We start from the raw sequence: 16655 nt of genomic DNA, 5'->3' as shown, positions 1-16655 counted from the left end.
ATCCCGCAAGTACGAGGAATGACATCGACAGCGCGATGCATCCAAGACCGTTTTGGAATCTTGAGTGGTTGATGCTCATGGAAGTACTCCCCTAGTGGGCGCGACAGAAACGAGCGCACGCTGACTATTGAGAAGCGCCATCTCTAAGTCAAATAGTGCAAACGCATTGGAACGATGCCTTTAAAACATAGTCGGCTGCTTTCCGCTTCCAAACACGATTGCTAGCTCATAAGACGCTCCTTATGCGCCCTTGCTTGAGGGCTCCCTGGACACAATTGGGCGTATGTTTCAGGCGCGATGATCTGAGGTAATGTCGGGCGTGACCCGCTCTAGGAGAGTCCAGTGCATATGACTGGCAGTCCCGTCTCGCCCGAGCAAGGCGAGAGTGATCGCGACAACGTTGTCCTACGCTGCGAGCGGTATCGAGAGGCGTTCTTGTTGTTGTTGAATGCGCCCTTTGAAGATCTGGACGACAGCCTGATGCGCATGTTGGCCGTGCTGGCGACCACCCTGGACGTCGACCGTGTTGGTCTGTGGCTGTTCACCGATGCTCCTCGCGGCATCCAGTGCGCCCACCAGTGGGACCGAGAGGTGGGTGGACCAGTTGTACCTGATGTCTTTCTTGCGAAGGACTATCCCCACTATTTTTCTGCCATCTCTAGCGAACTTCTGATTACGGTGACGGATACGCGCACGGACGCACGTACAAGCGAACTGTCACAGGACTACCTCGAGCCTCTTGGAATTCTCTCGCTGCTCGACGTCCCCGTTCGTGCGTTTGGTCGTTACCTGGGCGTGTTGTGCCATGAGCACAGGGGCACGACGCGACTGTGGACGGCGGAGGAGCAACACTTCGCCTCTGGCGTCGCCAATCAGATTGCGCTGGCTCATGAACGGCATCAAGCAAGCAAGACCCAGCGGGAACTACTTTGGCGCTGTACTCATGATGAGCAGACGCAGCTTCCCAACCGGGCTTACCTTGATGGCGCGTTGCATGCCGCCGCGTCAGAGAACACTTCCGGCGTCACCTTAATTGTTACGTCTGTCGATCAATGCAGTTACCTGTTAGGCGCTTTAGACAATAGGACCATGGCCACCGTGGCGCAGCAGATTGCACAACATTTGCTGCGCGTGGCACCCGGTGATTGGCGCGTAACCAGGACGGCCCCAAATGAATTCGCGCTTCTCACTAAGAATAGCGATGCTGTCACGCTTACTCATGCGCTCCACACCTTGTCGGCTGCACTGAAACTTACAGTACAGGTTGGCAGGCAGCGCGTTCCTCTGACATGGAGTTCGGGCTACAGCCAACGAGAACTACTGGCGCCAGATGACGTCAACGCGTTGATCAGCGAGGCGCAGCTGGCATCCAGCGCTGCGCACATGTCCGGCGGAAATTGCCTGGTTCAGTTTGATTCCGCGATGCGATCACGCCTGGCCGCACAGCTTGAGCTCGAACAGGAAATGCGAGATGGATTGGAAGCCGCGGAGTTTAGGCTTTTCTTTCAGCCTGTATTTAAGCTCGAGTGCGGAACTTGCGTGGCGGTGGAAGCCCTTCTTCGTTGGCAGCATCCGGAGCGAGGGGTGATTTTTCCTGATGCATTTCTTCCGGTCGCGCTTTCTTCTGGCCTTATCCTTGACCTAAGCCGGTTTGTCGTTCGGGAGGCATGCCAAAGCATCTCGAAGCTTCGCCAGCAGTCGGGGCTCACCGACTTGCAAATAGCAATCAACATGTCGGCTCCAGAAATCGTGGTCCCAGGTACCGTTGAACTCTTGGCTGACGAGTTAACTCGCGCGAATGTCACACCAGATTCCCTGACGCTTGAGATTACCGAGTCCGCCTTGATGCTCGATCTGGGGCGGGCGGCAGACGTGCTGTCCAGTATTCGTGACTCTGGGATCAAGGTGAGCCTGGATGACTTTGGCACCGCCTACTCCTCACTGTCCTGGCTTCGACAGTTGCCGATCGACAACGTCAAAATCGATCGCGGCTTCGTGGCAGGCATGATCGATGACCACCGTGATAGAGCAATCGTCGAGGGCATAGCCGCTCTGACAAGGTCTTTTGGGAGAGAGGTCATCGCAGAGGGCATTGATACGGTTGAGCAGCTTGCCGCACTGCGGGCTATTGGCGTGGAGTTTGGCCAAGGCTATCTTTTCTCTCGGGCAGTGCCGCTGGAGGAGTTCGTACCGACATTGCTGCACAGCTGCGAAACACTATTTTCCCCTGCCCCCGGAGCGCCACCCGGCTAGATGCTAGGGCGTTGACGAGCCCCTGGCTATTCGCTGCCCGCCATGGACGGTCGGCTCGCTGCGTGTATGCAGCGTCTAACTTGATTGTTGGTGCTGGTCGACGCGGCCTAGGCCGCTGATGCTGACCACGCCCTAGCCTGTGTATCCGGCTACGGTCGCTTCCGGCCATAAGCGGCCTGGGTACCGCCTCGGGCACCGATTCAAGGCGCCGCGGCTGTCTTAGGCCGCGGATGGTGCGGACAGAACCCAAGTTACGGCACGTAAATGTCAGTCTCGTAATTTAAGAGAATCCGCCGCCAATTCCGTAATTGGTCGTAGGATATTGTCCATGAGAGATTTTCCGGCGAGATCTAGGCAGCCATCGCTCCGTTGGAGGTCCGAGCGCATAGTCGCCTCCCAACCCGAAGTGGTCATCGGGCACACGCGACGGTTGTAACTTCGTGCCGCCCTTCAGCGGCTGTGTATTTCGGCCCGGTTGAGCAACGAATCCGTTTGACGTTGACCACAGTCGGATCAGTTGCTGGTGCTGACCGGGGCCAGGTCTTGTTTCAGGCCACATCCGCCTCCGACCCGAAGCGAACGTCCGACCGGGCGGACGGAGGAGGGCTCTTCTCCAGATGAAAGCGCTGCTCAGAACTGGGTGGCGTCGCTATGCCCTGCATACCTCCGGGACCAATACACTCCATTCCGGCGTCTACCCCTGCGAGCACTGCGCCGACAACAGTGTGTCCACGCATGGAAATCGGTTGTCGCCGCAAAACCACCACCAGTTCAAACCGCCTGCACCCATTCGCTGGCGCCTGATTGCGGCCTCGCATTGACTCCCCCGGCGGGCGGCCGCTACTCAGGCTAAACTGGCAAGGGGTCGCTCCGACCCCTTGGGGCGTCATCGAAGGGATGACCTGGGATGAACCGCGAATTGTTGCTCAAGGACGTTGCCGAAAGCGGCTACAACATCGGCTATGCCGCCAAGAAGCATCTGGCCACCTACGACATCGTCGAAAAGGCGCCTGGCTGGATTAGCGTGATTAGCTTCGCCTTCGGCATCCTGGCGCTTGGCTTTCCCGCCTTGGACAACAGGGTCTTGGCAGCCTTTCTCCTCATCGTGTCGTACGCGGTTTTCTACTTCAATTCCTACCAGGACGGCCGACTGGAATATGCTCGGGTTGGGAGTCGACTCACGACCTTGTTCACCATTCTCCGTTCGGTGTACTACGAAATTCAAAGTCGCGGGGAGGCCGACAACCTAGATGACCTGCAGACCCGGTATCGGGAATTGCTAGATGAGTCCCAACGCATCGGCATCAGCAAGCAGATATTCCTGAGCGACTGGTACGCGCATTACAAGTTCTTCTGGCAGGCCGAGCGCAGCTGGCTGCAAGAAAAGCGGCCCTTCACTTTCTGGCGCGACAAGATCCCGCTGTCGGCCACCGTCACGGGCATCGTCCTCCTGGTCGCTCTGGTCGCCGGCGCCGTGGCGTGGGGACTGCGCTCGTGAGTCTGAGCTAGCGAAGCCGCATCATGGGACTGGCCAACTGGTTTCAAACCTTTTGTGACGATCTGCAGGTCGACACCGCGACCAGCATTTCCACCCGCTATGCAGCACTGACCACCCGTCTGAACACCGATTTTTGGGGCACGACCTCGGCGACGGCGCATAGCCTGTACGTGGGCTCCTACGGTCGAAATACCGCGATACGGGGCATCAGCGACGTCGACATGATCTTCGAGCTGCCTTGGGCGCTGTACACCCAGTACAACGCCTACCTCCTCAACGGTCAGTCGGCGCTGCTGCAGGCGGTCAAGTCTTCGATTCAAAAGACCTATCCCAACACCGGCATCCGCGGTGACGGTCAGGTCATTCAGGTCGCATTTTGGGATATGACATTCGAGGTGGTTCCAGCCTTTCCGCATTCCGACGGGTTGTATACGTACCCCGACGCCAATGCCGGCGGCTCGTGGCGGACCACCAACCCGCGGGCCGAGATTGCCGCCATCCGCACCCGAAACATCGCGTGCAACTACAATTTAGTGCCGTTGTGCCGGATGATGCGCCAGTGGAAGAGCGAATGGTCGGTTCCGATGGGTGGGCTTCTCATCGATACGCTCGCGTACCAGTTCATCGAGAACTGGGAGAACAAGAAGAAGTCGTACCTGTACTACGACTTCATGTGCCGCGACTTTTTCAAATTCATGGCTGACCAAAGCGCCGACCAGACCTTCTGGCGGGCACCGGGCAGTAGCTCATACGTGTACGGAGGTGGCTTCCAGTACAAGGCCAAACGCTGCTACAACCTGAGTCTGGAAGCAATCCAGCATGAGATGGCCGATCCTAAGCGCGAGTGGTCATCCAAGCAGAAGTGGCGGGAGATCTTCGGAACGCGCTTCCCGAGCTGACCCAAGGCATCCAGCCTTTCCTTCGACCGGGTCGTCGACCCGCAGGCGTGCCCGACGGGTGCCGCGCAATGGATGTACGCGGGTCGATTAAAGTGATGCTAAAGCGTAGCGGGATGTCTGCTTCTGGCCGGAAGCGGAAGTCGGCGCCCTTGGCGGTCCAGTCGCCGCTGCTCCAGTGTGCCGGCTCAGTCAACACCAGAATCGCTGGTCAGCGCATCCCGGCGTAAAGTTCAAAGTCGACCAGCGCCCGCAGCGGCACCTGAAGTGCCATTTCACGAGGGAGTCGCGCCACAGAAGCGAGGCACGCGCGTACCGCTCCTAAGGAATCCGCGTGAGTCGGCCCGCCCAGTCCGCTTCGCTCCAGAGAGGAACAAGTGAGTCGTACGCCATAGCCGCCGCGCGGCCCGATGCAATCTCGACATCGGAGGTCGCGTACTCTCCCCCGGCCACGGCTTCGTACTCAGAAATGCCGCTGAGGATACGCTGACACTTGGTGTGGTTCCGGGTAAGAATGAACTGCACTGGACATCGAAGATGTCGCAGAAACTCCAAAGGGGTCGGTGCATCGCCGGCCCATAGTCGAATGATCTCACCGCCAGGAGTTCTAATCGGCTCTTGTCCCGCGCGCATTCCGACCTGGCCAATGACCGGGAGGTGGAGAAACCGCTTGATCATCGACGAATCGGCAAATAGAACCCCGTCGACGCCGTCCGGTACCGAGTACTGAAGGTTGTTGATGACACAAGGCACAAGCAGTTTCCCGCGGGCCTCCGGCAGTTGATCATCGAGCATGTCCGGATGTTTCAGAAGCCCATCAACCAACCGGCGGACTTGCCTTGCGTGGCTGACACTTTCCTGCCGCGCATGATAGGCCAGCTGAATAACCCCGCCTGAGAGGGTGTGATTCTTGCACTCGAACAAGAAACAGAAGTTCCCCCAGACCATTAGCGCGTCGTAGTCGTATTCTTCCTTGTCGCGCTTCTTCGTGAAGTGGGCGACCTTGCGGCCGGGCCCCTGGATTTCTTTTCTAAGACGCTTCTCGAACTCGGTTCCTTTGCGTTGAACCGTTGCGCCAACCCCGTTGAGTGCCGAAACAATGATTGGGCCAAGAATCCCATTCCGTTGGCTCGGCGCGACGAACAAGTAACGGTCCTCGCCCACGCGAATGAACGGATGGTCGTAGATGTCGCTGCGTCGGCTCGTCAGGCAGCAGTGGCTGAGGAAGCGGTGAGCGGCGGTCCGCTCAGCCCACCACGGGTCAAGTACTGAACGATCTCAGCCTCTGCCAACTGCGGGCACGGGTGGTCGGTGGCTGCAGTCACGATTTCTGCGGCGAGTCGCCGCAGGATCGCGTAGCCGCGCAGCCACTCCATGAGCGTTAGGCCGGCATATTGCTTCGTATCATTCTGCACGTCGTACGAGTAGTACTCAAATAGCGTATAGAGCCCGTGCTTTTCCTCGAATGAGACAAAGGCCGCCGGCGCCAGCGGCGTGTGCTCGTCTAAACTGGGGTCAGCACCTCGGTACCCGCTCGCCAGCATCTCGAAGTACTGCTGATGGGTGCGCGCGAGCAATCTATCGTTAGCAATGTAGTCAACCAACTCCACGTCGTGGTTGGGCTCAACATCCAGGATGGACGTGATCCCGGCCGGAGTATTTTTCGGCAGCGGCGGTGGTACATATTCGAACGGGCGATGGTCAAAGCGGGCACGGACCTGTGCCCGCTCCCAGCCGCCCCATGCTGCGGCAAAGCTCAGCACCGATTGCACAGCCTCTATCTCGTCGATTGACGGACGGTGGAGCGCGCTCGGCAGCACGACCTCGCCAGCCTTGTTCAACCAGCTATTCTGGTACGCGAGGAGCAGCACCGTTGCGCCCATGGCCTTGAGAACACCGAATAGCTCCGTGTCCGGATTGACAATGCGGCCTCCAATCGAAAAGTTGCTTTTCACCCGCAACTCGGGACCCTTGTCCATGTCCTGTTGTGCGCCTTTCTCAAGCATCTCCAGCATTTGGCACGCAAAGGCCGTGGCGGCAGCCACCTGTGTGATCGGCGGCAGGGCCGCTCCCGCCGACTTTCCCGTCTGATGGAGTATTTTTGCGAAGTTGATGTCGACGGTATTCAACAGATCCGGGAGCGCCTGCAGCGTCGCGGCCGCATCGGCATCGAGACTGGTGAGCGCCATAGCTACATTCGCTATGAACGACTTTCGTCGCGCGGGCCAGTCTTTCTTGGTGCCATGCTTGTCGAGCAACGACTCACTCTTCCACAGCGTATCTACCACCTCTTTGGCCGTACGGCTTCCGCTTGACTGCACGAACCCGGCCACGGCCGTGGCGTCCAGCCGACCGATGGCCTTCTCGAGTTCCGATCCTTTTAGATCTTCCATTCACAGTAGTCCTGATTTGGGTGATGTGCAGTGCTGCGACTATTTGCCAGAGAGTGCTTCGGCTATATCCATACACACGGCAGACGACCAGAATGTCGGACGTGGGAGCAGGTTAGAGATCGTCCTAGGCGGCCATACGACGACCTCAGGACTGCCACCTCGCCCAACAAGTCCCGTTAGCGAAGGCTGCGGAAGCCGAGTCCGCTATCTTCCGGAAGCGGGTGTCTGCGGCCCCGATCCGACATGCTGGTCGCCAGCACCCCCGCGGGAAGGCTCACTCAATACTAGAATCCCTGGCCCGCTATTGCCGGCGCAAAGATTGAAGTCGAGCAGCGCCTGCAATGTGTGTGAGCTCGGCGCCATTACCTGTCCAAATCGACCGTTTCCCCGGCGGGCTAGGAGGCCGCGCGATCCCCTCGGCGAGCGACTTTCTCGGGCGCGACGGCGCCTGGCAGTTAGCGCGTGGGGACTTACGTAGCGGAGTCTGCCTTCTCTCGTCCGGCCGAATTTACGGTCGAGCCGCAGAGGCCTCTCGGACCCCAGCGGGGGTCAGCGGCCTCTATCCGCTTATGTCCGCCCTCATTGACAGACGGACCTTTTCAACCATGCCTGTCTGTCCAAGTGTCGCGGAGCGTGACAGTGCGATTAAACGCCGGCTTGCCGGAGGTGTGATCGCGGCGATCGGCAACAAAGAAGCCCAGTCGTTCGAACTGTAGCCGTGTCTCTGGACCAACAGGGGCCGCCGACCTTTCAACATAGCCAGAGGCAACCCTTACAGACAGCGGATTCAGGAACTCGCGGTACGTCTTGCCGTCTTTATCATTGTCCGGATCCCGAACTGAGAAAAGTCGATCGTAGAGTCGGAACTCTGCCGGCACCCCGTGTTTTGCACTCACCCAATGTATCGTTCCTTTCACTTTGCGGTTGGCGCCGGACATTCCGGGACGCGAGTCAGGGTCTAGCGTGCAGCGCAGCTCTTTGACTAGGCCATCCTCCGTCACAATTTCGTGGCACTTGATTAGTCCGACCCCGCGCAAACGAACTTCCCTATCTTGTGCCAGCCGATGAAAGCCAGGTGCTGGCACTTCCGCGAAGTCTTCCCTTTCAATCCATATCTCTGGTGAGAAGAAGACGTTCCTCTCACCAAACGCGGCATCCTTTGGATGATTTTGGAACGAAACTTGGCTCTCGTAACCACCCTCGAGGTTGGTGATGATCAGTTTGAGAGGATCAACGACCGCGAATCTTCTGACACAGGTGGAGTCCATGACCTCGCGAATGCAGCCCTCCAGCACCGAATAGTCAATCAGGGAGTTCTGTTTGCTGATGCCGACGCGCTCGGCCAGCAGGCGCAGCGCCGCCGGCGGGCAGCCGCGGCGGCGCAGGCCCTGCAGGGTGGGCATGCGCGGGTCGTCCCAACCCGACACCAGGCCTTCCTCTACTAGGGTGAGCAGCTTGCGCTTGCTCATGACGGTGTAGCTGATGTTCAAGCGGGAGGATTCGATCTGCCGCGGTTTCGCTACCGGCGCGACCAAGCCGGCCTCGATCACGGATTGGTAGAGCTCCGGGTGTCGCACAAGGTCCACGTTATCCACGAACCAGTCATACAGCGGCCGGTGGTCCTCGAACTCCAGCGTGCACAGTGAATGGGTGATGCCTTCCAGGGCATCGCTCAGGGAGTGCGCGTAGTCGTACATCGGGTAGATCGGCCAGGCATTTCCGGTGTTCTGGTGCTCGACGTGCTTGATCCGGTAAATGGCTGGGTCGCGCAGGTTGATGTTGCCGCTGGCCATGTCGATCTTGGCGCGTAGGGTGCGGGCGCCATCGGGGAACTCACCGTCGCGCATACGGGTGAACAGGTCGACGTTCTCTTCGACGCTGCGGTCGCGGAAAGGCGAGTTGCGGCCCGGCTCGGTCAACGTGCCGCGGTATTCGCGCACCTGTTCGGCGTTGAGGTCGCAGACGAAGGCCTTGCCGTCGCGGATCAGCTTGAGCGCGCTGCGGTAGAACACCTCGAAATAATCAGAGGCGTGGCGCAGCTCGGCCCATTCGAAGCCCAGCCAGCGCACGTCTTCCTTGATGGCCTCGACGTACTCGGGATCCTCCTTGGCCGGGTTGGTGTCGTCGAAGCGCAGGTTCACCGGGCCGCCAAACTCCTGGCCGATGCCGAAGTTCAGGTAGATGGCCTTGGCGTGGCCAAGGTGCAGATAGCCGTTGGGCTCGGGCGGGAAGCGGGTACGCACGGTGGCGTGGCGGCCCGCGGCCAGGTCCTCGCGGATGATCTGGCGAATGAAGTCGTTCTTTTTCAGCGGGTTGGCGTCAGGGGGAGCGAGAGTCGAGGTCATGCGGTCGGCCAGGTGGTTGGGCGATAGGGGTTGGCGGGTGGTCTGCCGCCTTTTTCGCGGCCCCACCCCGGAGCCCAAAACTGAACGGGCAGGCGCCTCAGAGCAGGGTATCCGTCGGCCTGGGACGCAGCAATATGCGCCGCGCACATAGTTTCGCCATTTCAGGTATTATGTGCGTGGCGCATATATAGGCGGAATGCTGATGCGCCGTCACCTCCGCGTTAGTACGCCTCGCCACCAAGGCTAAAAGGCTATGGAACTCCATCAGATCAGCTACTTCATCCACTTGGCAGAAACGCTCAACTTCACGAGCGCTGCGAAGTTGAGCGGTGTTTCCCAACCCAGTCTCACCCGGGCAATTCTCCGCCTGGAGCAGGAACTCGGGGGGCCCCTGATCTATAGAAAGGGGAAAAACAGCCGACTTACGGGATTGGGACAGCACGTCGAACTAGAGTTCCGGCGAATGCTAGTTGCGCTGGAGAGCGTGCGGCAGCACTCCGACAATTGGGCGCAGGGAAAACATCAAGTTCTTGATATCGCGGTTGCGCCGACCGTGGGGGCGACTACTTTCGTCCCATTCCTTCTCAGTGCGCTGGAACAGATTCCGTCCATCGAGTTCAAATTGCATTCGCTCAAATCCAGCGAAGACGTCTCGGGTTTGATGTCGGGAAGGTATCACGCGTGCATATTCCCGCAGAGTTCGAGGCCTGACATTAGGTTGTCCGTTGTACCCCTGTTTCGGGAGCGCCTGGTGCTGGGCTGCGCAGCGGATCACCCATTGGCTGCGTTTGACACCATCCGCGCTGAAGACTTGGTGGATTATCCGTTCATTGATCGGCTTAACTGCGAGTACCGCGGGCAGATCCAGGATCACTTCACCAGACGAGAAGTCGTCATGCGACCCCGCTTCCGGACAGACCGGGAAGATTGGGTCCAGCGCGTCGTAGCTCAGAGCAGGGCCGTCTGCATTCTCCCGGAGCGGTCCGTTGCAGTTCCTGGCATGGTCACTCGACTGATCGAAGGCCTCACGTTGGAGCATGATCTCGTCATGGCGATGGCCTCAGGATCCGCTACACCCGTCGAGCTAAAGCAGTTTGCCCAGTTCGCATCGAACTACGAATGGCACTGATTGATGATCCATGTGCATAGGCGTCATGGCGTCGATGCTCGCAGTGCATAAGAACTACCCGCTAGCCGTGGGATAGGACTCAAATCCGCGTGTATCAACATTTTGCGGGGATTGAGGTGCCCGCCGCCATCGAGATCGCGGCGAGCACCAGCTCCTTGTGGATCGTTGCCTTGACCGCCAAGCTACCTGCTTCGGGTCGACACCGACCGCGCGGCTCAGGCCGCTCCAATGCGGGCGATGACCTTGATCTCGAAATCGAAACCCGCGAGCCAATTGACGCCGAGGGCGGTCCAAGTTGGATAGGGCGCGGCCGAGAAGACTTCGTTCTTCACAGCAAGGACGGTGTCGAACTGCTTTTCGGGGTTGGTGTGGAAGGTGGTCACATCAACGATGTCATCCAGGGTGCAACCGCCGGCTTTCAGGGTCGCCTGAAGGTTGGCGAATGCCAATCGCACCTGCGCCTCGAAGTCGGGTTCGGGCGAACCATCGCTGTGGCTACCCACATGGCCCGAAACGAAGAGGAAATCGCCCGATCGGATGGCGGCGGAGTAAGAATGCTGGATGAAAAGCTCATTCCGGCCGGCCGGAAACACGGCTTCACGTGTGGTCATCGGGAATTGTCCTGTGGTGGGAGAGGGATTGCGGGTACGTAGCGGTCACTCTAGGCGCTCGCAGCGACCGGATAAACGAGTCAAAGCCGGCATCACTGTTTGTAGAATCCGAACAATCCCGCCATTACCCGGAGCCGCGCATGGACCGAATAGACGCGATGCAGGCCTTCGCCCGCGTGGTGGAGACCGGCAGCTTCACCAAGGCGGCCGAAACGCTGCAGACGAACAAGACCCGCGTGACCCAATTGATTCAGCAATTGGAGACGCGCCTGCGCGTGAAACTGCTCCACCGCACCACGCGAAAGGTCAGCGTAACCGCCGATGGAGCCGCGTACTACGAGCGAGTCGTACGCCTACTCGCAGACTTCGACGATGCCGAAACCAGCCTCTCTGCGGAATCCGCCGCGCCGCGTGGACGACTGCGCGTGGATGTGCCGGCGCCATTTGCCAGCCTGGTGCTGGTGCCGGCCCTGCCTGACTTCCACGCGCGCTACCCCGACATCCAGCTCGACCTTGGCGCCAGCGACCGCAAGGTGGACCTGATCGACGAGAACGTGGACTGCGTCCTGCGTGGTGGCGAACTCACCGAGCTGTCGCTGCGCGCCCGCCATGTCGCGGACCTACCGTTGGGTGTCTACGCAGCGCCCGCCTACCTGGCCCGGGCCGGCACGCCGGCGTCCCCGCAGGCCCTGGACGACGGCCAGCATGTCGTTATCGGCTATCGCGGCTCGCGGGCCGGCACGCCGCTGGCCCACACGCTGCACCGGGGCGATGAGCGCCTGCAGGTACGCGGTCGCCTGGTGCTGACGGTAGATGATGGCAACGCCTACCTCGCCGCCGGCGTCGCGGGGCTAGGGGTGTTGTGGTTGCCGACGTACATGGCTCACGCCCCACTGGCTCGGGGAGAGTTGGTGCCTCTTTTTGAAGACTGGCAGCTCGATCCGATGCCCCTTTACTTGGCCTTTCCTCCGAACCGGCACGTAAGCCTAAAGCTGCGCGTGTTCATCGATTGGATCGTCGAGTTGATGGCGCGTCGCGCCCCGGGGACGATGCGAATGCCATAGCCTGGCGCTATGCCTCTTCAGGCAGGTTGGCTATGCCTTTCCAATCAGGGTGTCCACGACCGACCTCAGTTTGCCCCTCCGGCGTGTCCGCCCGTGAGGCCGGTCGCCGTTGGCAGTAGTTGGCGGTACTAGCGAGCTACTTGGGGAGAGTCGCCATGAGATTGTTGCTCTGCTGCGCCATGTCGGCGGGCCTGTTTCTCTCCGCGTGCTCGGCCACCCAACCTGTGCGTCCAGATAAAGCCGGGTCGATTGCGCCAACACAGACCGTAGTCGTCATAAGGGGACTCGAAGGGGAAGGTGATGTCCAACGGGCGCCCCCTGCCGTCGTGCGACGCTTGGAGGTTGAGGAGCGCAACAACCGGTACCTTGGTCGCTTGCAGGCGGTAGAACCTCCCGATCTCCACGTGCGGGTTGTCGATGTCGGTCAGGGTCTTTGCGTCGTCGGCCTTACGGCGGAGGGATACACATTTCTCGTCGACGCGGGTCACTGGATCGGAAACGCCTGTGCCGACGGGGTGGACAAGCTCCTGCCGGACATGGGTCTGTCCATGGTGGTGCTTACCCACAGCGATGGAGACCACCTTGGCAACCTGCCGCTCATCTTGGAATCGAGGGAGGTAGGCACACTACTGTGGACTGGCTACACGCCGCCGCACTGCACGCACGTCGGCGCCTCCGGATGCACCACCTTCTTCAATGCACGGGAGGCAATCGGCGAGGTCGCAGCGGATCAGTCATCCGTCCTCAACCTGAAAGCAACGCCGCTCGCATCTGGCCAGGTGTTTGAGCTTGGCGAAGTGGAGATCACCTTCCTGGCGGGATGGCACGAGTTCCCGGACGTGGGGCAAATGAGCCCTTCAGAGATCTCCAATGCTGTCTCCATCATGGTTCGAATCTCGCATGGTGGCAGATCGATCCTGGTGACAGGCGACGCAATTGGCCGGCCGTTGCGTGGGTCAGACGACGAAACGTGCACAGGCTCGGAGGGATGGGCCGTCGAGAACGTGGAAGCGGATCTGCTGAGCGCCGACGTGCTGATTGCTTCCCATCACGGAGGCAACAACGGAAGCGCGAAGTGCTTCATCACCGCGGTCGCGCCAGAGTTTGTCATCTTCTCTGCGGGCGGCGGGCACGGACACCCCCATCGGGAAACCGTCGCTCGCTTTCTTGCAGCGGGAATCCCGGTAGCACATCTCCTTCGGACTGATCGGGGCAGCAACAGCGCGAGCGACGCCGAGGAGGGGGAATGGGCCGAGACGTCCGTGCCGGCGTGTGGGGATAAGTCGAAGGACGATGACATTGACATCCTCTTCGGTAGCGATGGCGGCATCACAACTTCGTATGTGGAGCCCAACCGTTGCGAGTAGCGCCGAAACAAAGCCAAACATAGGGGAGTCAGAATGAAAGTCGCGAAGATCGAGGAAGCCGTCGGGATTGCAATCAAACTCATGTATGCGGAACGCGTCGGCAAACCATTCTCGTTTTCGACCACGCCAAGCAAGCCGTTGCGTAAGGGTGGAATGGGTGTGTCGTGGTCAGTTTGGGATGGCTATCTCAAAGGATTAGTTCATGACCACCTTCCCAAAGGCCCGCCGTTCTCTGGATTGGCAGTGGACACCCCATTGGTGGATGAGACCTATCGAAAGGATCTGCGGAGCCTGCGCCACCAGCTCACGAAGCGAATTGCACTGAAAGACAAGTACGGGGTGTGAAATGACTCGGATCGCCCAACTCCGCACGTGCGCCTTGGCAGTTGTCATCTTAATCGCTCCGCTCCATGTGCTTGCCCAAGCCAGTTCTGCCAGCCCTGAACTGACAGCCGTCTTCTCTGAGGCCAATCAAGCTTACTTCTGCAACAAAGAGGGGAGCCTAAAGGTTGCGCCGCTCTTCGGCCAAGTCGGCCTGGCATACCAGCTCAACTTCGCAGCGCTACCTCGCCTTCCTGGTGACCAAGACCAAAACGCTCCAATTCCTGCGGATGTTTTGGCAATGAGATGGGTGCTGCACTGGGGCAGTGTCGAGGCGGGCGACGTGGATGGTCTTGGACTCACAACCGCCCAGCAATCAGCGATCCAGAGCATCCGATACGACTTGGCGGAGCACTTGGCTTGGCTCGCCGAGAATCCGAAGGAATCGAAGTACCGACTGGACCCAGCTACTCCGCTGGCATCCATCAACACGCCAGATGCTAGAGACGCCGCGCTACGCAGGCTGTTCGCTCCTGTCTTGGGAGGTAGTGAGGCACCCCTCCGGATCCTTTGCGTCTTTCGAGACGGCACCGCTGCGGCCCCCAAACCCCCTTCCGATCCGTCTGACGACCGGGTAATTCTGGCGCTACGAGGAAAGATAGACGACCTAGCCGTGGTTCGGGCTCCCGCCGGAAGTGAGAGGGACGTTGAAGCATTCAAGAAGGCGTCCGGGGCCAATCTGTCGTTCACTGACGACGACGTCAAAGGATCATCGGTTCTCACCGCTGAAGCCGTGGTCGGTGTGGGTACACAGCTGGGACCGAACGACGCCGCCTTTCTTTTCCTGCACTACCTCGCGAGCACGTCCGAGACACAAGCACCAGGTGACGACGACGATAGTAAGGATATCCGGGCGCTTAGTCCTGGGCTGATGTATCGAAGGTCTTTCGGTGACGAGGACGGCCAAGGTGCCTATGGCACTTTCACGGCGGTCGCCTACCAGACTGACGATATGGCGAAGGACTCGACGATCCTGCGAGCTCGCGTGGGATTGGTCGACCTTGCTTACCTTCCGAGCGGCGCCAAGGCGGTCTGCGGCGCAACCCGCACTGCCGGTCCGCTTGACTTTGACTGTCGCGCCGGACTCTTTGCCGAGTATGGACGCGTCCAAGACGCAGGTAGCAACACTGACTTTCAGTCCCTAGTCGATGACAACTACGCCGGCATCGGTGGAGAGCTGACCCTTCGTTTCTCTCTTCCCGGGGTCAAGCCGCTCGCGCCATTGTCGTTCTCGATCGGCTATCGCTACATGCGCATTCTCTCTGGGGATTTGGAGAACCCCGGCCGGCTCTCGATGGATCTGACATACGCAATTCCAGACTCTAATTTCTCCATCGGCTTGTCTCAGACCAGAGGGGAGAACTTCGAAACTTTCGAGGAGGAAGACCTGACGAAAGTCGTGTTCGCATTTAAGTACTAGCGCCAGCACGTAGCAACGAGAAGCCAATGCCCAGGCAGCCCCTGAAAGCCGGAGCACGCGCAAGCACCGGTCCAGCTCCACGTTCCACCCGGTGCATGTGCGAAAGGCGCTGCACTGCCAACCTCGGGGGCGGTGGATTCTCCAGAACGTACTGAGGTAGCCTCGGGTACTAGCACTATTTGTTCGTCTTTTTGCTTAGCGAATCAGGGCACAGGGGAAATCATGGAACCGGCAACGTGGGGGGCGATCGGCGCCCTGATCGGTACGGTGGTGGGTGCGGCCGCGAGCGTCGTGACCGCGTACATCGCCACCCGCCATGCAGCGTCCCTGCAGGCAGCGGACGACCAAGCCAGACGACGGGGCCAGGGCCGGGCCTTCCAGCGGAACACGTTGCTTGCGCTACAAGAAGCGCTGAGTGACCTGCTTCGTTTGGAAGCGCGTTGCCACCTGGAGGATCGCCACGCCTTCCGAAGCACGGGTGTTTGGGGCAAGAACGCCGTTGGCGAGACGCTCTCCGAGGAGAACCGACTGGCGCGTCGATGGGCCATGATCCTCAAGGAGCGGGTCGCAGACGATGCGTTGCGTGTGGCTCTGGATGGTTTCTGCGGGCAGCTGACACAGGTCTCCCTGGTCGACTCGGAGGCCGAGGCGGTAACGCTGTTCGAACGCAACATGCGCCAAGCGACCCCGATGATGGAGCACATCGGCCGGACGCTCCGCGCCCAGTACGACCATTGATGTCTTCCGCAGACTAGGCGGTATACCGAGGAGGCGGAGTACATGCAGCGCGAAGAGGCGGAGAAGCTTCTAACTCAGGCGGTCGACCAGGTCATCCGCTTTGACCGCATATTGCTCGAGCTCGATGTGACCGAGCGGGCGCTCTCCTGCCGGATTGCCCACTACATGCACGATCCGAAGCTTGTCCCGCCGCCGCTCAGTATCGACTGCGAGTACAACCGCCACTTTGGTGACCCCAAACGACTCTACTTGCCGCCACGGGACGCCTTTGACCGAGAGGTCCGGGCCACTACCGTCTTCCCAGACATCATTGTTCACGAACGGAATTCGGATGCGCGCAACCTCCTGGCCATAGAAATGAAAAAGCCTGGCGGCAGCTTGGACTACGACCGGCAGAAGTTACTCGCCTTTCGACGGGAGCTAGGTTACCTGCACACGGCCCATCTAATCTTGGGACTCGACGCCAGCGGGGACTTGGTCAATCAGGTCATCTGGGTTGATGACGTGACTTAGCAGGTGATTGCGTCCGATGCGGATGGGTCGTCGCCGCTGCCCTCATG

At 59.8% G+C, this 16655-nt stretch carries 14 protein-coding genes; 10 read left to right on the top strand and 4 right to left on the bottom strand.

The features are described from left to right. Positions 1-348 precede the first annotated feature (348 nt). The 3 genes from ACVOLV_RS19405 (at position 349) to ACVOLV_RS19395 (ending at position 4650) form a co-directional block, all read left to right on the top strand. Entirely contained in the window at positions 349-2253 is a 1905-nt protein-coding gene (locus ACVOLV_RS19405) for a putative bifunctional diguanylate cyclase/phosphodiesterase (protein ID WP_481529183.1), read from the top strand. Positions 2254-3160: 907 nt separating this feature from the next. Then, positions 3161-3751 (top strand): SLATT domain-containing protein, encoded by a 591-nt coding sequence (locus ACVOLV_RS19400; RefSeq protein ID WP_481529173.1) that lies wholly within the window; start codon positions 3161-3163, stop codon positions 3749-3751. 23 nt (positions 3752-3774) lie between these two features. After that, on the top strand, positions 3775-4650 hold the full coding sequence (locus ACVOLV_RS19395; RefSeq protein WP_481529174.1) for an SMODS domain-containing nucleotidyltransferase: 876 nt from the start codon (positions 3775-3777) through the stop codon (positions 4648-4650). A 318-nt stretch (positions 4651-4968) separates the two neighbouring features. On the opposite strand, the gene ACVOLV_RS19390 is transcribed toward ACVOLV_RS19395, so the two are convergent. The 3 genes from ACVOLV_RS19390 to ACVOLV_RS19380 all read right to left on the bottom strand — a co-directional run bounded on the left by ACVOLV_RS19390 (position 4969) and on the right by ACVOLV_RS19380 (position 9385). Beyond that, the gene (locus ACVOLV_RS19390) at positions 4969-5793 is read right to left on the bottom strand and encodes a hypothetical protein (RefSeq protein WP_481529175.1); all 825 of its coding nucleotides are present in this window, start codon (positions 5791-5793) and stop codon (positions 4969-4971) included. Positions 5794-5852: 59 nt separating this feature from the next. After that, positions 5853-7040 (bottom strand): hypothetical protein, encoded by a 1188-nt coding sequence (locus ACVOLV_RS19385; protein WP_481529176.1) that lies wholly within the window; start codon positions 7038-7040, stop codon positions 5853-5855. 599 nt (positions 7041-7639) lie between these two features. Next, the gene (locus tag ACVOLV_RS19380) at positions 7640-9385 is read right to left on the bottom strand and encodes a glutamine--tRNA ligase/YqeY domain fusion protein (RefSeq protein ID WP_481529177.1); all 1746 of its coding nucleotides are present in this window, start codon (positions 9383-9385) and stop codon (positions 7640-7642) included. A gap of 253 nt (positions 9386-9638) precedes the next feature. On the opposite strand from ACVOLV_RS19380, the gene ACVOLV_RS19375 reads away from it, so the two are divergent. Further along, positions 9639-10514: a LysR family transcriptional regulator gene (locus tag ACVOLV_RS19375; protein WP_032966102.1), complete on the top strand. Its 876-nt coding sequence runs from the start codon at positions 9639-9641 to the stop codon at positions 10512-10514. 215 nt (positions 10515-10729) lie between these two features. On the opposite strand, the gene ACVOLV_RS19370 is transcribed toward ACVOLV_RS19375, so the two are convergent. Continuing rightward, complete coding sequence (locus ACVOLV_RS19370; protein ID WP_054662439.1) at positions 10730-11125, bottom strand: RidA family protein; 396 nt, start codon at positions 11123-11125, stop codon at positions 10730-10732. Between the two features lie 140 nt (positions 11126-11265). Between ACVOLV_RS19370 and ACVOLV_RS19365 the strand changes: the two genes are divergently transcribed. From ACVOLV_RS19365 to ACVOLV_RS19340, 6 genes are all read left to right on the top strand, one after another. Then, on the top strand, positions 11266-12189 hold the full coding sequence (locus ACVOLV_RS19365) for a LysR family transcriptional regulator (RefSeq protein ID WP_481529178.1): 924 nt from the start codon (positions 11266-11268) through the stop codon (positions 12187-12189). A gap of 155 nt (positions 12190-12344) precedes the next feature. Next, positions 12345-13556: a ComEC/Rec2 family competence protein gene (locus ACVOLV_RS19360; RefSeq protein WP_481529179.1), complete on the top strand. Its 1212-nt coding sequence runs from the start codon at positions 12345-12347 to the stop codon at positions 13554-13556. A 33-nt stretch (positions 13557-13589) separates the two neighbouring features. Next, positions 13590-13901, top strand: a complete 312-nt coding sequence (locus ACVOLV_RS19355; protein ID WP_481529180.1) for a hypothetical protein — start codon at positions 13590-13592, stop codon at positions 13899-13901. A gap of 1 nt (position 13902) precedes the next feature. Next, a complete protein-coding gene (locus ACVOLV_RS19350) occupies positions 13903-15357 on the top strand; it encodes a hypothetical protein (protein ID WP_481555782.1) in 1455 nt (484 codons plus the stop codon). A 222-nt stretch (positions 15358-15579) separates the two neighbouring features. Next, on the top strand, positions 15580-16095 hold the full coding sequence (locus ACVOLV_RS19345) for a hypothetical protein (RefSeq protein WP_481529182.1): 516 nt from the start codon (positions 15580-15582) through the stop codon (positions 16093-16095). Between the two features lie 42 nt (positions 16096-16137). Next, positions 16138-16608, top strand: a complete 471-nt coding sequence (locus ACVOLV_RS19340) for a hypothetical protein (RefSeq protein WP_049468901.1) — start codon at positions 16138-16140, stop codon at positions 16606-16608. Positions 16609-16655: the final 47 nt, after the last annotated feature.

The sequence above is a fragment of the Stenotrophomonas sp. STEN023 genome (assembly GCF_056760135.1).
Note: the sequence above shows the minus strand (reverse complement) of the source record. Positions and strands in the feature narration are given on the sequence as shown.